The 14,926-nt window shown below is 68.6% G+C and carries 16 protein-coding genes; 6 read left to right on the plus strand and 10 right to left on the minus strand.

The genetic code is table 11. From position 1 onward, the window contains the following. The 5 genes from ABDV78_RS05030 to ABDV78_RS05050 all read right to left on the minus strand — a co-directional run. Window positions 1-231, minus strand: a 231-nt coding sequence (locus ABDV78_RS05030) for an aminotransferase class III-fold pyridoxal phosphate-dependent enzyme (protein WP_343526173.1), incomplete at its 3' end; no start/stop codon positions are given. 130 nt (window positions 232-361) lie between these two features. Beyond that, on the minus strand, window positions 362-1,435 hold the full coding sequence (locus tag ABDV78_RS05035) for a tartrate dehydrogenase (protein WP_343526174.1): 1,074 nt from the start codon (window positions 1,433-1,435) through the stop codon (window positions 362-364). Next, the gene (locus ABDV78_RS05040) at window positions 1,432-2,901 is read right to left on the minus strand and encodes an NAD-dependent succinate-semialdehyde dehydrogenase (RefSeq protein ID WP_343526175.1); all 1,470 of its coding nucleotides are present in this window, start codon (window positions 2,899-2,901) and stop codon (window positions 1,432-1,434) included. Before ABDV78_RS05040 ends, ABDV78_RS05035 begins: the two co-directional genes overlap by 4 nt. Further along, on the minus strand, window positions 2,901-3,758 hold the full coding sequence (locus ABDV78_RS05045) for a GNAT family N-acetyltransferase (RefSeq protein WP_343526176.1): 858 nt from the start codon (window positions 3,756-3,758) through the stop codon (window positions 2,901-2,903). Before ABDV78_RS05045 ends, ABDV78_RS05040 begins: the two co-directional genes overlap by 1 nt. A 55-nt stretch (window positions 3,759-3,813) precedes the next feature. Then, a complete protein-coding gene (locus ABDV78_RS05050; RefSeq protein ID WP_343526177.1) occupies window positions 3,814-4,020 on the minus strand; it encodes a hypothetical protein in 207 nt (68 codons plus the stop codon). Between the two features lie 90 nt (window positions 4,021-4,110). Here ABDV78_RS05050 and ABDV78_RS05055 point away from each other — a divergent pair, with 90 nt between their 5' ends. From ABDV78_RS05055 to ABDV78_RS05080, 6 genes are all read left to right on the plus strand, one after another. Then, the gene (locus ABDV78_RS05055; RefSeq protein ID WP_343526178.1) at window positions 4,111-5,391 is read left to right on the plus strand and encodes an FAD-binding oxidoreductase; all 1,281 of its coding nucleotides are present in this window, start codon (window positions 4,111-4,113) and stop codon (window positions 5,389-5,391) included. After that, the gene (locus ABDV78_RS05060; RefSeq protein ID WP_343526179.1) at window positions 5,391-6,908 is read left to right on the plus strand and encodes an ABC transporter substrate-binding protein; all 1,518 of its coding nucleotides are present in this window, start codon (window positions 5,391-5,393) and stop codon (window positions 6,906-6,908) included. The genes ABDV78_RS05055 and ABDV78_RS05060 overlap by 1 nt, the downstream gene beginning before the upstream one ends. Beyond that, a complete protein-coding gene (locus ABDV78_RS05065) occupies window positions 6,905-7,867 on the plus strand; it encodes an ABC transporter permease (protein WP_343526180.1) in 963 nt (320 codons plus the stop codon). Before ABDV78_RS05060 ends, ABDV78_RS05065 begins: the two co-directional genes overlap by 4 nt. Further along, complete coding sequence (locus ABDV78_RS05070) at window positions 7,864-8,688, plus strand: ABC transporter permease (protein ID WP_343526181.1); 825 nt, start codon at window positions 7,864-7,866, stop codon at window positions 8,686-8,688. Before ABDV78_RS05065 ends, ABDV78_RS05070 begins: the two co-directional genes overlap by 4 nt. Further along, on the plus strand, window positions 8,685-10,298 hold the full coding sequence (locus ABDV78_RS05075; RefSeq protein WP_343526182.1) for an ABC transporter ATP-binding protein: 1,614 nt from the start codon (window positions 8,685-8,687) through the stop codon (window positions 10,296-10,298). The genes ABDV78_RS05070 and ABDV78_RS05075 overlap by 4 nt, the downstream gene beginning before the upstream one ends. 206 nt (window positions 10,299-10,504) lie before the next feature. Next, the gene (locus ABDV78_RS05080; RefSeq protein ID WP_343526183.1) at window positions 10,505-11,659 is read left to right on the plus strand and encodes a heparan-alpha-glucosaminide N-acetyltransferase domain-containing protein; all 1,155 of its coding nucleotides are present in this window, start codon (window positions 10,505-10,507) and stop codon (window positions 11,657-11,659) included. A gap of 198 nt (window positions 11,660-11,857) precedes the next feature. On the opposite strand, the gene ABDV78_RS05085 is transcribed toward ABDV78_RS05080, so the two are convergent. The 5 genes from ABDV78_RS05085 to ABDV78_RS05105 are packed head-to-tail and all read right to left on the minus strand — an operon-like array spanning window position 11,858 to window position 14,904. Continuing rightward, a complete protein-coding gene (locus ABDV78_RS05085) occupies window positions 11,858-12,553 on the minus strand; it encodes a cupin domain-containing protein (RefSeq protein WP_343526184.1) in 696 nt (231 codons plus the stop codon). After that, window positions 12,550-13,215 (minus strand): haloacid dehalogenase type II, encoded by a 666-nt coding sequence (locus tag ABDV78_RS05090; RefSeq protein ID WP_343526185.1) that lies wholly within the window; start codon window positions 13,213-13,215, stop codon window positions 12,550-12,552. The genes ABDV78_RS05085 and ABDV78_RS05090 overlap by 4 nt, the downstream gene beginning before the upstream one ends. Window positions 13,216-13,229: 14 nt before the next feature. Beyond that, window positions 13,230-13,826: a hypothetical protein gene (locus ABDV78_RS05095; RefSeq protein ID WP_343526187.1), complete on the minus strand. Its 597-nt coding sequence runs from the start codon at window positions 13,824-13,826 to the stop codon at window positions 13,230-13,232. Beyond that, a complete protein-coding gene (locus tag ABDV78_RS05100) occupies window positions 13,823-14,530 on the minus strand; it encodes a HupE/UreJ family protein (protein ID WP_343526188.1) in 708 nt (235 codons plus the stop codon). The genes ABDV78_RS05095 and ABDV78_RS05100 overlap by 4 nt, the downstream gene beginning before the upstream one ends. Then, on the minus strand, window positions 14,527-14,904 hold the full coding sequence (locus tag ABDV78_RS05105) for a hypothetical protein (protein WP_343526189.1): 378 nt from the start codon (window positions 14,902-14,904) through the stop codon (window positions 14,527-14,529). The genes ABDV78_RS05100 and ABDV78_RS05105 overlap by 4 nt, the downstream gene beginning before the upstream one ends. Window positions 14,905-14,926 lie beyond the last annotated feature (22 nt).

The following is a 14,926-nucleotide window of genomic DNA, read 5'->3' on the forward strand; positions in this document are numbered from 1 at the left end:
CCGCCGCATCTGCTCGGCCGCCGCCTCGACGATCGTCTCCTGCCCATAGCCGACATTGACGCACCACAGCCCGGCGAACGCGTCGAGCAGGCGGTTGCCGTCCATGTCGGTCAGGTACATGCCGTCGCCCGACGCCAGCACCGTCGCCCCGCGCGCCTCATGGCTGCGATAGGCGCTCACCGGATGGATGAGGTGGCGGCGGTCGGCCTCGATCAGCGAATTGGAGAGCATGTGCGGCAAAAGTCCCTTGGAAACGCGAGGGGCAGGATAAGGCCCCTTCCCCCGCGACCTTGATCGAAGCGACCGTGATCGGCGATGCGCGCTGCCGTTCTGCCGCACGCTACGGCATAATCTGCGGCGGTCAGCCGATCGCGGCGGCGATGGCCTTGCCGCACGTGACCGTATCCGCCCCGCCCTTCAGGTCGCGGGTGCGCCCGTTCTCGCTGGCCAGCACATCCTCGATCGCCCGCACCATCGACGCGGCGGCGGCGGTTTCGCCCAGATGGTCCAGCATCATCGCGCCGCACCAGATCTGGCCGACCGGATTGGCGACGCCCTGCCCGGCGATGTCGGGCGCGGAGCCATGCACCGGCTCGAACAGCGACGGCACCGAGCGGTCGGGGTTGATGTTGCCGCACGGCGCGATGCCGATCGTGCCGGTGCAGGCAGGGCCGAGATCGGACAGGATGTCGCCGAACAGGTTGGAGGCGACGACCACGTCGAACCGATCGGGGTTCATCACGAATTGCGCGGCGAGGATGTCGATATGATATTTGTCGGTGCGCACCTCGGGATAATGCGCCGCCATCTCCTCCACGCGCGCGTCCCACCACGGCATGGTGATGGCGATGCCGTTCGACTTGGTCGCGCTGGTCAGATGGCGGGCCGGCCGCGTCCGCGCCAGGTCGAAGGCGTAGCGGAGGATGCGGTCGGTACCGAAGCGGGTCATCACCGTTTCCTGCAACACCACCTCGCGCGCGGTGCCGGGAAAGGCGGTGCCGCCGATCGCGCTATATTCCCCTTCGGTATTCTCGCGCACGATCATCATGTCGATATCGCCCGGCTGCCGCCCGGCAAGCGGGCATGGGACACCGGGCATCAGCCGGGCGGGGCGCAGATTGACATATTGGTCATATTCGCGGCGGAACTGGATCAGCGAGCCCCAGAGCGAGACGTGATCGGGCACCGTGTCCGGCCAGCCGACCGCACCGAAGAAGATCGCATCGACATCGCCGATCCGCGCCTTCCAGTCCTCCGGCATCATCATGCCGTGCCGCGCATAATAGTCGCAGCAGGCGAAATCATGCCATTGCTGTTCGATCGCAAAGCCATGCGCCGCGGCGGCGGCCTCCAGCGCGCGGATACCCTCGGGCACCACTTCCCTGCCGATACCGTCGCCGGGAATGACGGCGATCCGATACTGCCTGTCGCTCATAGTCCCTTCAGCCCGCCCCAATGAAATGCCTTAGTTTCCAGATATTCGTCGATGCCTTCGCGGCCACCCTCACGGCCCAGCCCCGACGCCTTGATCCCGCCGAACGGCGCCATCTCCATGGCAAGGCCGCCGGTATTGAGTCCGACCATGCCGAACTCCAGCGCCTCCGCGACGCGCCATGCCCGGTGCAGGTCGTCGGTGTAGAAATAGCTGGCCAGGCCGAACGGCGTCGCATTGGCGAGCGCGACCGCCTCTTCCTCGCGGCCGAAGCGGAAGATCGGGGCGACCGGACCGAACGTCTCCTCGCTCGCCAGCCGCATGTCGGGCGTCGCGCCGGTCAACAGCACGGGCCGCGCGAACCGCGCGTCCTCGCGCGCGCCGTCGGGCGCGGCGGCGATGCGCCCGCCCTTGGCCAGCGCGTCGGCGACATGCGCCGCCACCTTGGCGGTGGCGGCGGCGTTGATGAGCGGGCCGATAGTCACGCCCTCGGCGCGCCCGTCACCGACCTTCAGCGCGGCGACCGCCTCGCCCAGCGCGGCGACGAAGCGGTCATGAATGCCCTCCTGCACCAGGATGCGGTTGGCGCAGACACAGGTCTGGCCGGCATTGCGGAACTTGCTCGCCATCGCGCCCGCCACCGCCAGATCGATATCCGCGTCGTCGAACACGATGAACGGCGCGTTGCCGCCCAGCTCCAGGCTCAGCCGCTTCAGCGTGTCGGACGACTGGCGCATCAGCAGCGCGCCGACGCGGGTCGATCCGGTGAAGGACAGCTTGCGCACGACGGCCGAGGCCGTGATCGCCGCCCCGATCCCGTCGGGCAGGCCGGTGACGATATTGAGCACCCCGCCGGGAAGCCCCGCCCGCTCGGCCAGCACCCCCAATGCCAGCGCCGTGTAGGGCGTGAGTTCGGACGGCTTGACGACCGCGGTGCAGCCCGCCGCCAGCGCCGGGGCGATCTTGCGGGTGATCATCGCCGCCGGGAAATTCCACGGCGTGATCGCCGCGCACACCCCGACCGGCTCGCGCAGCGCCAGGATGCGCCGGTCGGCGGTGGGCGCGGGGATCATATGCCCCTCGATCCGCCGCCCTTCCCCGGCGAACCATTTGACGAAGCTGGCGGCATAGGCGACCTCGCCGCGCGCCTCCGCCAGGGGCTTGCCCTGTTCGGCGGTCATGATCCGCGCCAGATCCTCGGCATGCGCCAGGATCAGGGCATGCCAGCGCTCCAGCAGCGCGGCACGGTCGTCGGCGGTGCGCCGGCGCCAGCCGGGCAAGGCGGCGGCGGCGGCGGCGATCGCGCGTTCGGTATCGTCGGCATCGCATGCCGGCACGGTGCCGATCGTCGCGCCGGTCGCCGGATCGGTCACGTCCAGCGTCGCGCCCGAGCGGGCGGCGATCCATTCGCCGTCGATCAGCGCGCGTTCGACGAACAGGCCGGGTTCCTGAAGATCAAGCGCGGCCATCAGCAGAGCGCCTGGCTGATGATCGCGAAGGACTGGCCGGGCGCGGCGACCGGCGGCACCGGCCCGCGGACCATCGTGACGACGCGACCGACCTGCACCAGGCCCAGTTCCTCCAGCCAGCCGCTGAGATGGCATTCGCCCGGAATGTCGAGGCGGATGAACTCGCCGCTCCGCGATCCCAGCCACTGGGCGATCAGCGCCTTGGCGCGCAGCACATCGGGCGCGACGACCGGCCCCACGACATAACCGCGCCCGAACCGGCGGAACAGCGCGCAGCCGGTGACGGTGCCGCCCCGGTCGAGGACGATTCCATGCGCCTTGTCGAGCAGCAGCGTCATGATCGCGGGGCGCGTTAGCCCGGTCGCCGCCTCGACCATCCCCTCGACGATCGCCGGATCCGCGCCGCCCAGCGGCCGGATCCGCTCGTCCCGGTTGAGCGGCACCAGCGGCGCGTGGAACGCCGTCCCCTGATGTTGCAGGATCTCGGCGATGCCGTTGAAGCCCAGCCTGCGATAGAGCGGCAGCCCATCCTCGGTGGCGTTCAGCATGATGGTGCCGTCCCCGATCGCGTCGAGCGCGGCCTCCATGACGATGCGGCCGAAGCCCCCGCCACGATGCTGGCGCGAGACGATCACCATGCCCAGCGTCGTCACCGTTTCGCCGGCTTTCCACCACATGGTGCTGCCGACGATCTCACCGGACATCTCCATGACGATGCCCTGGCCGACCGCCAGCATGTCGGCCAGATCCTCTTCGCGATGAGGCCATTGCTCGGCCTTCGACAATCGGTGGACGGCGGCCACGTCGTCGGGCGTCATCCTGCGCAGTGTCAGTCGATTATCGAGCATTACAGCCATGCCCGCAGTCTCCATTGAAAGGGCTTGCCCGATTTTAACATGGCATCGCAGCATCTCATGCTGCGATGATCACATTGGGGCGGTCGCAATGGGGAAAACGCGACTCTTCCAGTAGTTCCTGCCGTTCGAGCATGGCAGCAGCGTGATCGGGCGGCAGACGGCGGGCGGCAGACGGCGGGCGGTTCGCGGCAGGCTGTCCTGAAGGGGCGGCACGATATTGCGTGCGGTACATGCCGCCGTGATCGGCACGATGCGCCGCCATGGGGAGCCAATCCAGCGTTACATTGCCGGCCGGACGGAGCACGATATGCCGCAAGGGGCAGTCACGCCCGATGGAGCATTCGGCCGCGCGATGACGCTCGAATCATACTGGACGGATACGAGTTCGCGTTTCGCCGACGCCGCCCGCGCGCGCCTGCCCGACACGGCCGATGTGGTCGTCGTCGGCGGAGGCTTTACCGGCCTGTCGGCGGCGCGGAGCCTGGCCATGGCGGGGGCCGAGGTCGTCCTTCTGGAGGCGGCGCATGTCGCGGGCGAAGCCTCCGGTCGCAATGGCGGCCAGTGCAACAACGGCATTGCGGGTGATTTCGGCGCGCTGGCCGCCCGCTTCGGCCTCGACCGCGCCACTGCCATCTACCGCGCGTTCGACGCGGGCGTCGATCTGGTCGAGGCGATCGCCGCCGAGGAGGCGATCGCGTGCGACTTCGTGCGCAACGGCAAGCTCAAGCTGGCCGACAAGCCCGCCCATTACGACAAGATCGCCCGCGCGGCGGACCTGCTGGCGCGTCATGTCGAACCCGATATCCGCCTGCTCGCCCCCGGCGAACTGGCGGCCGAGATCGGCTCATCGGCCTTTCACGGCGGCGCGATCTTCCCGCGCAGCGCCTCGCTCCACATGGGCCGGTTCGCGACCGGCCTGGCGGCGGCGGCCGTCCGGCATGGCGCCCGGCTGTACGAACACACCCCGCTGATACGGATCGAGCGCGGCTCCGGCGGGCGGCATCGCCTGATCACGCGCGCCGGGACGATCGAGGCGCGACAGGTGCTGCTGGCGACGGGGGCGTCGATGAACGGTCCGTTCGGCTGGCTGCGACGCAGGATCGTGCCGATCGGCAGCTTCATCATCGCCACCGCACCGCTCGGCGACCTCGCGCGGCAGATCATGCCGGGACGGCGCAACTGCACCACGACCCGCAATATCGGCAATTATTTCCGCCTGACCGCCGACGACCGGCTGATCTTCGGCGGACGCGCGCGCTTTGCGCTGTCCAACCCGCGCAGCGACGCCAGGAGCGGCGCGATCCTGCAGGACGCGATGCGCCGCGTCTTTCCCGCGCTGGGTGCGGCTCCGGTCGATTACACCTGGGGCGGAATCGTCGACATGACCGCCGACCGCCTGCCCCGCGCCGGCATCCGCGACGGCATCCATTATGCGACCGGGTTCAGCGGGCATGGCACGCAGATGTCGGTCCTGATGGGGCAGCGCATGGCACGGATCATCGCGGGCGCGCGCGACGCGGACGAGAATCCCTTCCACGGCATCGACTGGCCCGCCATCCCGGGGCATTGGGGGCCGCCCTGGTTCCTGCCCCTTGTCGGCGCCTATTACCGCTATCAGGACTGGCGGCACTGATGCGGCGGCGCGAAGCTCTGGGCGCGCTGGCGCTGGGTGGCCTCGGCCTGGCCGGATGCGGGTTTTCGCCCCGACGCGAGCCGGTCGAGGGCGGGCGGCTGCGCGTCGCGACCGCCGCCAGTTCGACCGCCGACACGCTCGACCCCGCCAAACAGTCGACCGCCATCGACTATTCCCGGGGCAATATGTTCTATAACGGGCTGACCCGGCTCGATGCGCATTTCCGCGCGGAGATGGCGCTGGCCGAGGCGTTCGACACGCGCGACGCGCGGACCTGGACGATCCGGCTACGCGACGGGGTGCGCTTCCACGATGGCCGCCCGCTGACCGCCGCCGACGTCGTCTTCTCGCTGCGCCGCCATCTCGACCCGGCGGTGGGATCGAAGGCGCGGGTCTTTGCCGAGCAGTTCGCGGACATCCGCGCGCTTGGCACCGATGCGGTGCGGATCGAGCTGAAGGGCGCGAATGCCGACCTGCCGGTGATCCTGGGCATTTCGCAATTCCAGATCATCCGGGCGGGCACGACGAACTTCGCCACCGCCAACGGCACCGGGCCGTTCCGCTGCACCGAGTTCCAGCCGGGGGTGCGCTCGGTCGCGGCGCGCAACGCGGACTATTGGCGCGGTCCGGTACGGCTGGGTGAGTGCGAACTCTTCTCGATCGCGGACGAAAGCGCGCGGATCAACGCACTGCTGTCGGGCGATGTCGACCTGATCGGATCGATCAATCCCAGGATCACCCGGCGCCTGATCGAGGCGGGCTTTCCCATCCTCAACACGCGCACCAGCGGCTATACCGACCTCATCATCCGGCTCGACCGCGCGCCCGGCGACAATCCCGATTTCGTGCGCGGGATGAAGGCGCTGCTCGACCGTGAGACGATGAAGCGCGCGATCTTCCGCGGCTATGCCACCATCGCCAACGACCAGCCGATCGCGCCGACCGATCCCTATTACGCCGCCGACCTGCCGCAACGCGCCTTCGATCCCGAACGCGCGCGCTTCCACTTCCGTCGTGCCGGCATGCTGGGCGCGCGCGTGCCGATGGTCGTATCTTCGGTGGCGGAGAAGTCCGACGATATCGGCGTGCTGATGCAGGATGCCGCGTCGCGCGCCGGCCTGCACCTGACGCTGCGGCGGGTGCCCGCCGACGGCTATTGGACCAATAGCTGGATGAAGGTCCCGGTCGGCTTCGGCAACGTCAATCCGCGCCCGACGGCGGACATCATCTTCACGCAGTTCTTCTCGTCGCGCGCGCCGTGGAACGAGAGCGGCTGGCACAATCCACGCTTCGACCGCCTGCTGGTCGAGGCACGCGGCAGCACCGACGAGGCACTGCGCAAGGCGATCTATCGCGAGCTTCAGTTCATGGTGCACGACCAGGCGGGGATCGGCATCCCGCTGTTCCTCAGCGTCCTCGATGCCTACAGCCCCCGCGTGAAAGGGCTGGAGGCCCGCGCGACCGGGGGCATGATGGGGTATGACTTCGCGCAGCATGTCTGGCTGGAGGAGGCATGATGGCCGGACGATCGATCGGCGGCCTGATCCTGAAGCGCGTCGGGCTGGCCCTGCTGACGCTGTTCCTCGTGTCGCTCACCGTGTTCGCCACCTCGCTGCTGATCGAGGGGGATGTCGCGGAGGCGATCCTGGGCCAGAGCGCGACGCCCGAGGCGGTCGCGGGGCTGCGCGCCGCCATGCATCTCGATCAACCGGCATGGCGGCGTTACCTGTCCTGGGTCGTGGGGATGATGCACGGCGATCCGGGGCAGTCGCTGGTGACCGGCGCGTCGGTGACGGCGATGATCGGATCGCGCCTCGGCAATTCGCTGGCGCTCGCGGGGCTGACCGCGCTCGTCTCGGTGCCGGTCGCGCTCACGCTGGGGATCGTCGCGGCGATGAAGCGCGGCACGGCGTTCGACCGGGCGATCAGCCTGTCGACGATCGCGATCTTGTCGGTGCCCGAATTCCTGATCGCCACCATGGCGGTCCTGCTGTTTTCGGTCACCTTTCACTGGCTGCCCTCGCTGTCCTCCACCCGCGACATCGATTCGCTGGGCGCGCTGGCGCGGGTGTTCGTGTTGCCGGTGCTGAGCCTGTCATGCGTGGTCATCGCCCAGATGGTGCGGATGACCCGCGCGGCGGTGATCGATGCGCTGGACAGTTCCTATGCCGAGGCCGCCGTCCTGAAAGGGGTGGGGCCGACCCGGCTGGTGCTGCGCCACGCCCTGCCCAATGCGATCGGGCCGATCGCCAACGCCATCGCGCTCAGCCTGTCGGTGCTGCTCGGCGGGGTGATCGTGATCGAGGTGATCTTCAACTATCCCGGTATCGCACGGCTGATGGTCGACGCGGTGGCGACCCGCGACATGCCGCTGGTGCTGACCATCGCGATGATCTTCAGCGCCGCCTATCTCGTGCTGGTCACGACGGCCGACGTGATCGCGATCCTCTCCAACCCGAGGCTGCGCCACCGATGACCTCTTTCTCCATATCACACCGCGGATGGCGGATCGGCGCGGGCGGCGTGCTGGGGCTGGCCGTGATCGTCTTCTGGATCGGCGTCGCGCTGTTCGGTCCGATGCTGGCCCCGCACGGCGTGGGCACGGTGGTCGACCTCGACGTGTTCGGGCCGGTCAGCCGGACCTTCCCGCTGGGCACCGACTATCTGGGCCGCGACATGCTCAGCCGCATCCTGATGGCGGCGCGCTATACGGTGGGGATCGCGCTGGTCGCGACGATCATCGCGGCGGGCACCGGCATCCTGCTCGGGATCGCGGCGGCGGCCGATCCCCGGCTCGACCTGCTCCTGTCGCGGCTGTTCGACACGATCATCGCGATCCCCAGCCTGATGTTCGGGCTGGTGGTGATCGCGGCGCTGGGGGCGTCGATCCCCGTGCTGATCGGGACGCTGGCGGTGGTCTATACGCCCGGCGCGTTCCGAACCGCCCGCGCGCTGGCGATGGGGGTGAGCGCGCTGGATTACGTCACCGTCGCACGGGCCCGCGGCGAGCGCCTGCCGCATCTGGTGGCGCGCGAGATATTGCCCAATGTCAGCGGGCCGCTCGCGGCCGATTTCGGGCTGCGCTTCGTCTTCGTCGTGCTGATGCTCAGCGGCCTCAGCTTCCTGGGCCTGGGGGTCCAGCCGCCGGAAGCGGACCTGGGCGCGCTGGTGCGCGAGAATGTCGCCGGGCTGGCCTTTGGCGCGGCGGCGGTGACCGTCCCCGCCTTCGCCATCGCCTCGATGACGATCGGGGTGAACCTGCTGATCGACTCGCTGCCCGGACGGCGGCGTCGATGAGCGCGCCGTTGGTCAGGGTGGAGAATCTCCGCGTCGTCGCGCGCGGCGACGACGGGCGCGAGGTGCCGATCGTCCACGACGTCTCGCTCGACGTCGCACCGGGCGAGGTGGTGGCGCTGATCGGCGAATCGGGGTCGGGCAAGACGACGATCGCGCTGACCCTGCTGGGCTATGCGCGCGCGGGTTGCCGCATCGCGGGCGGACGGATCGAGGTGGCGGGCGTGCGGCTGGACGGGGCCGACGCGGCCACGCTGCGCCAGGTTCGGGGACGGACGGTCGCCTATGTCGCGCAGAGCGCCGCCGCTGCCTTCAACCCCGCGCTGCCAATCATGCGGCAGGTAATCGAACCCGCCCTGATCCACGGCGTCCTGACCCGCCCCGCCGCCGAGGCGAAGGCGCGCGAGCTGTTCCGCGCGCTGGGCCTGCCCGATCCCGACGGAGTGGGCGACCGTTATCCGCATCAGGTGTCGGGCGGGCAGTTGCAGCGGCTGATGGCGGCGATGGCGCTGATCACCGATCCGCAACTGGTGATCTTCGACGAGCCGACCACCGCGCTCGACGTGACGACGCAGATCGAGGTGCTGCGCGTCTTCAAGGCCGTCGTCCGCGACCTGGGTACCACCGCGGTCTATGTCAGCCACGATCTGGCGGTGGTCGCGCAGATCGCCGACCGCATCGTCGTGCTGCGCCAGGGCGCCGTGCAGGAGGTGGGCGCGACCGACCAGATGATCGACGCCCCCGCGCACGATTACAGCCGGGCGCTGCTCGCCGCCGCCGTGCCCCGTTCCCCGCCGCCCGTGGCGCTTGCAGCCGCGACCGACGGCCCCCCGCTGCTGGAGCTGGAGGAGGTGGTCGCCGGCTATGGCGCGACCACGATCGTCGACCGGGTCAGCTTCGCGGTGCCGCCGGGCCGCGTGATCGGCGTCATCGGCGAATCGGGATCGGGCAAGAGCACCATCGCGCGCGTCGTCGCCGGGTTGCACGCGCCGAGCGGGGGCAGCGTCCGCCTGTCCGGCCGGTCGTTGCCGCCGCGCATCGCGGACCGCACGCGGGAGGATCTCCGCCGCGTCCAGCTCGTCTTCCAGAGCGCCGACACCGCGCTCAACCCCTCGGTTCCGGTCGGACGCGCGCTGGGCCGCCCGCTGACGCTGTTCCACGATCTGCGGGGCGCGGCACTGACGCAGGAGGTCCGGCGGCTGCTCGATCTCGTGCACCTGCCCGCCGACGTGGCGCAGCGGCTGCCGGGCGAATTGTCGGGCGGCCAGAAGCAGCGGGTCAACCTGGCGCGCGCCCTGGCCGCGCGACCGGACCTGATCCTGTGCGACGAGGTGACGTCCGCGCTCGACCCGGTCGTTGCGGAGGCGGTGCTGGACCTGCTGGTCGAGCTGCGCCGCGAACTGGGCGTCAGTTACATGTTCATCACGCACGACCTGAACATCGTCCGGGCGATCGCCGATGACGTGGTGGTTCTGCAACGAGGATGCGTGGTCGAGCGATCGTCCGCCGCCGCCCTGTTCGCGGCCCCGGCCCATCCCTATACCCAACGGCTCATGCGCTCGGTTCCCGAACTGCGCCGGGGCTGGCTGGAGGAGGCCTGCGCGGGGCGTTAGGGCCTGATCCAGCATAGCCGGATCAGCGCGGCACCGCAGCTTGTTGCGGCGCGCGCCCGTCGAACGCAACGATCAGACACCGGGTCCGGCCATAACCGCAGTTTCTGTCCCCGCATCATGCTTTACTGGATGGGCACAAAATTGAGGATCGGATCATGGCGACTTCGTTAGGAAGACACCCCGCCATCGCGCCACGCGCTCGCCCGGTGGCGACGCCCGCGGCCGGTACGCGGTTGATGAGCATCGATGCCCTGCGCGGGTTCGTGATGGTCATCATGCTGCTGGACCATGTTCGCGAGACATGGTTCCTGCACTTGCAGGTCACCGATCCGATGAATGCGCGCACGATCATGCCCGCGCTGTTCTTCACCCGGCTGCTCAGCACGCTGTGCGCGCCGGTCTTCGTCGGTCTGACCGGGCTGTCGGCATGGCTGTATGCGCAGAAGCACAGCCGCGCCGAAACCTCGATCTTCCTGGTCAAGCGCGGGCTGTTCCTGATGCTGCTGGAACTGACCTTTGTCGGCTTCGCCTGGTCGGCGAAATTTCCGCCGCAGACGCTATGGCTCCAGGTGATCTGGGCGATCGGCGTATGCATGCTGGTGCTGGCGGCGCTGATCCACCTGCCGCGCGGCGCGATCGTCGCGATCGGCGCGGCGATCGTCTGTGGCCACAATCTGCTCGACGGGATCGTCCTGGCGCCGGGCGATGCGGGCTATGTACCCTGGGCGATGCTGCACCAGCGCGCCGCCTTCGACGTGCTGGGGATCACCGTGAAGACCACCTATCCGGTGCTGCCCTGGATCGGCGTCATCGCGCTGGGCTATGCGATCGGGCCGTGGTTCGCGAAGGATGAAGACGGGAATGGGGCCGAACGCCGGCGCCTGCTGACGACATTCGGGGTCGCGATGCTCGTCGCGTTCTTCGCGATCCGGGGGCTCAACATCTATGGCGACAAGCCGTGGTTCGTGGTGCCCGGCGAGGGTCTGCGCACGCTGATGAGCTTCCTGGCGCTGACCAAATATCCGCCGTCGCTGCTCTTCCTGCTGCTGACGCTCGGCATCGGCCTGATCCTGCTGGCGCAGTTCGAGAAGCTGGAAGGTGGCCGGATCTCGGGCTGGCTGGCGGTCATGGGCGGGGCGCCGATGTTCTTCTACCTGCTCCATCTCTATGTGCTGAAGGCCTTTTATCTCGGCGCGCTGGCGATCTGGGGGCCGAACAAGGGGCAGGTCTTCGGCGTCGACAATCTGGCCTGGGTCTGGGTCTGGTACGCCGCATTGATCGTGCCGCTCTATCTTCCCACCCGCTGGTTCTCGAACCTGAAGAAGCGCCGCAAGGACATTGGGTGGTTGAAGTACCTCTGATCCCAGGCGCATGATCGATGATCGGCCCGGTCACCCCCGCAGGGTGGCCGGGCCGATTGCGTTGGAGCGGAAACCATCGGCCGCTCCAGGCCCGATGCGGCCCCGCCCCCCGGCTGCGACCTGCCGAACGGGCAAACGAAAACGGCGACGCAGCCCGCCAGCCGCGTCGCCGTTTCGGCCGATCCGCATCACCTCGCGCTATTCGGCGGGGCGATAGATGGCATAGACCTTCTTGACCTGGGTCGTGCTCAACCAGGAGCATTCCGCCCCCTGCTCGACCAGGAAGACATCGCCTTGCGTGAAAGTGCCCGTGCGCCCCGCCTCGTCGCGGAACGACACCGTCCCCTCCAGCAGATGCATCAGCTCATAATGGCGATAGCGCATCGGCAGGCGGTGATAGGGCGTCGAATCCCAGGTGCCGCACAGGAACTCGCCATTGGCCGAACGATAGTCCGTATGGTTGCGGCAGGAGGGCGTCTCCCCGACCAGCAGCGCCGCGAGCGGGGCGCCCGACGGCGCCAGCTCGGCGCCCTCGTCGATGGCGACGATGTTGTCCGCCCCCGCCGGGCCGCTCGCACAGCGCATCGCCAGCGCGAGGGTGCCCGCTTCCGCCTGCCACGCCGTGGCGACATTCCCCGGCACCACCGCGCTCTCTCCCGGTGACAGCACCAGGCCGTTCAGCGTCAGGCGTCCGGCCAGCACGATGACGAACTCGTCGGCCGCCGATGAAGCCGTGCCGCTTCCGGCCGCCAGCCGGATCGCCTCGACCGACACCGGACCGGGGGGAAGCGGAAGCGCGGTCCGCGCGCCGGGATAATCGCCCGGCGTCACCGTCACCCCCTCGGCAAAGGTCCGCAGATCGACGAAGGACGCCACCGTCACCGTGCCGCTCACAGGCCGAGCAGGCCCGGCAGACCGCCGATATCGGGAATCTCATGGACCTGATAATAGGGGTTCAGCGGCTCGTGCCCGCGATTGACGAACGCCTTCATGGTGATGCCCATGTCATAGGCGGTCATCAGGTCGTAGCGGAAGCTGGACGAACAGTGCAGCACGTCCTCCGGCCCGCAACCCAGGCGATCGAACATATATTCGAACGCCTGCATCCGCGGCTTGTACGCCTGCGCCTCCTCGGCGGTGTAGACGGCGTGGAACGGCGCCTCCAGCTTCTCGACATTGGCCGGGATCACGTCGACCATCGCGTTGGAGAGGATGACGAGCGGAAACTCCTTCGCCACCCGCTTCAGCGGCTCGACCACGTCCGGGTGCGGGCCCCAGGTCGGCACAGCGGCATAGACGTCGGCGGTGTCGCCATCGCGATATTCGATGCCCCATTTGGCGCAGAGCCGCCGGAGCGATCCCTCGACCACGTCGCGATAGGGCTTCCAGGCGCCCAGCACCTCGTCCAGCCGATAGGCGGAGAAGTCCGCGACGAAGCGGTCCATATCGGCCGCCGCGACGCGATCGGCGTAAAGCCGCCGGGCGACGGGCGCCATCTCGAAATAGATCAGCGTACCGTAGCAGTCGAAAGTGATGTATTTGGGCTTGAGTGCCATGGATCGCACCTCTGTCAGGATTGGGGTTGGAAAAGCCTGGCGTAGAAGCCGTCGGTCTTCAGGGTCAGCGTCACCGGCGCCTCTCCCTGATTGCGCCAGTACCAGCCATGGATGCCCGCAAAGGGGGCGGTGAAGCTGCCTTGCGCGCTCCGCATCCCCTTCTGCTTCCAATAGGTCGTGAAGCTGTCGGCGGTCATCGACGTCTCGCCGTGCATGTCCATCTTGACCGGTCCGGTCGCGGTCCAGCGGAACTGGAATGTGTCCCCGGCCTTCATCTGGGCCTTCAGTTCGACGCCCTGATGCGGGGCGATGGTGACCGTGCGCTCGTCGCTGCGCCACGGCGTCGTCTTGTCGATCGACGCCTGGGTCTGCGGCGCGACAGCCACCGGGGCCGCCCCCGCCGGGGCCGGGGCGGCAGGGGCGTCCTCTTCCTCGACCGGCGCGTTCAGCGCGGTGAGACCGATGGCGCGGCCGATTCCGGTCGGATCGATGCCATATTCGGCGGGCAGCACGAACAGCACGAGGATCGCCGCAGCACCGGACAGCGCCGCGAGCGATGCGCGCGCCAGCGTCCGGGGCGACGCCTGATAGGGAACCGTGGTGGCCATCATGCAAGACGCTCCATCGCATAGCCGGTGAGTTGAAAGCCGATCAGCACGATCCCGGCGGTCGCGAGCAGCGTGTTGGCGACCACGACGCTGCGGCCGAAGTTGGCGGTGCGCCGCCACAGCGTCATGCCGATCAGGATCACGCACAGCGCCAGGAACTGCCCGGTCTCGACCCCGATGTTGAAGCTGACGAGATTGGCGAACAGCCCGTCGCGCGACACCACCAGATCCTGCAACTTGGTGGCCAGGCCGAAACCGTGGAAGAAGCCGAAGATCAGCACCGCCGCCTTCGGATTGGGCTCCCACCCGAACCAGGTGCGGAAGGCGCCGAGATTGTCCATCGCCTTGTACACCACCGACAGGCCGATGATCGCATCGACGACGAAGGGGTTGGCATGGATGTTCGCCATCACGCCCAGCAGCAGCGTGGCCGAATGACCCAGCGCGAACAGCGTCACATAGGTCCAGATGTCCTTCAGCCGGTACAGGAAGAAGATGACGCCGAACAGGAACAGCAGATGGTCGTATCCGGTGACCATATGCTTGGCCCCCAGATACAGGAACGGAATGACGTGGATGCCGGGATGCGACTGGATATAGGCCTTGTCGCTTTCCGCCACGCCATGCGCCAGCGCCGGTTCGGCGAGCAGCGCGCAGGCGGCCACCACCAGGGCGACGCGCCGGAGATGACCGCCAGCCCCGGTCATGGGACGAGGAAGGTGGTGCCGAGCCGCGCCTGCGTCGCCTTCTCGACGACCTGCACCGCCAGCCGCGCGCCGGGCGCGAGCTTCAGGCCGGGCGCGTCGAAGCGATTGGCGGGGCCGGGACGCAATACAATGTCCTGCGTCTTGCCGGCCGTCGTCACCGCGATCTTGCCGCTCGCCGCGCTCGACGCCAGCGGTTCGTCGTCATCGGTGACGTAGATCGACACGCCCGCGGGCGAGCGGACCAGTTCGAACAACGTCTCCCCAGCCATTTGCACGACGCCGCCATGCTGCGGCTTCATATTGCCATGGGCCAGAGCGGGCGCGCTTGCCAGAAGGCCGGCGGCCAGGGCGGGAATCAGAAGGATCGTCTTCATGGAAACCTCCATTGCGGGGCGG

This window comes from Sphingomonas sp., from assembly GCF_039594485.1.
Classification (GTDB): domain Bacteria; phylum Pseudomonadota; class Alphaproteobacteria; order Sphingomonadales; family Sphingomonadaceae; genus Sphingomonas.

Excerpts from the sequence above, each read along its gene's own strand:
- ABDV78_RS05075 (WP_343526182.1), top strand. The coding sequence starts at position 8,685 with ATGAGCGCGCCGTTGGTCAGGGTGGAGAATCTCCGCGTCGTCGCGCGC.
- ABDV78_RS05060 (WP_343526179.1), top strand. The coding sequence starts at position 5,391 with ATGCGGCGGCGCGAAGCTCTGGGCGCGCTGGCGCTGGGTGGCCTCGGC.
- ABDV78_RS05055 (WP_343526178.1), top strand. The coding sequence starts at position 4,111 with ATGACGCTCGAATCATACTGGACGGATACGAGTTCGCGTTTCGCCGAC.
- ABDV78_RS05050 (WP_343526177.1), bottom strand. The coding sequence starts at position 4,020 with ATGGCGGCGCATCGTGCCGATCACGGCGGCATGTACCGCACGCAATAT.
- ABDV78_RS05035 (WP_343526174.1), bottom strand. The coding sequence starts at position 1,435 with ATGAGCGACAGGCAGTATCGGATCGCCGTCATTCCCGGCGACGGTATC.
- ABDV78_RS05040 (WP_343526175.1), bottom strand. The coding sequence starts at position 2,901 with ATGGCCGCGCTTGATCTTCAGGAACCCGGCCTGTTCGTCGAACGCGCG.
- ABDV78_RS05070 (WP_343526181.1), top strand. The coding sequence starts at position 7,864 with ATGACCTCTTTCTCCATATCACACCGCGGATGGCGGATCGGCGCGGGC.
- ABDV78_RS05100 (WP_343526188.1), bottom strand. The coding sequence starts at position 14,530 with ATGACCGGGGCTGGCGGTCATCTCCGGCGCGTCGCCCTGGTGGTGGCC.
- ABDV78_RS05065 (WP_343526180.1), top strand. The coding sequence starts at position 6,905 with ATGATGGCCGGACGATCGATCGGCGGCCTGATCCTGAAGCGCGTCGGG.
- ABDV78_RS05090 (WP_343526185.1), bottom strand. The coding sequence starts at position 13,215 with ATGGCACTCAAGCCCAAATACATCACTTTCGACTGCTACGGTACGCTG.
- ABDV78_RS05105 (WP_343526189.1), bottom strand. The coding sequence starts at position 14,904 with ATGAAGACGATCCTTCTGATTCCCGCCCTGGCCGCCGGCCTTCTGGCA.
- ABDV78_RS05045 (WP_343526176.1), bottom strand. The coding sequence starts at position 3,758 with ATGGCTGTAATGCTCGATAATCGACTGACACTGCGCAGGATGACGCCC.
- ABDV78_RS05095 (WP_343526187.1), bottom strand. The coding sequence starts at position 13,826 with ATGATGGCCACCACGGTTCCCTATCAGGCGTCGCCCCGGACGCTGGCG.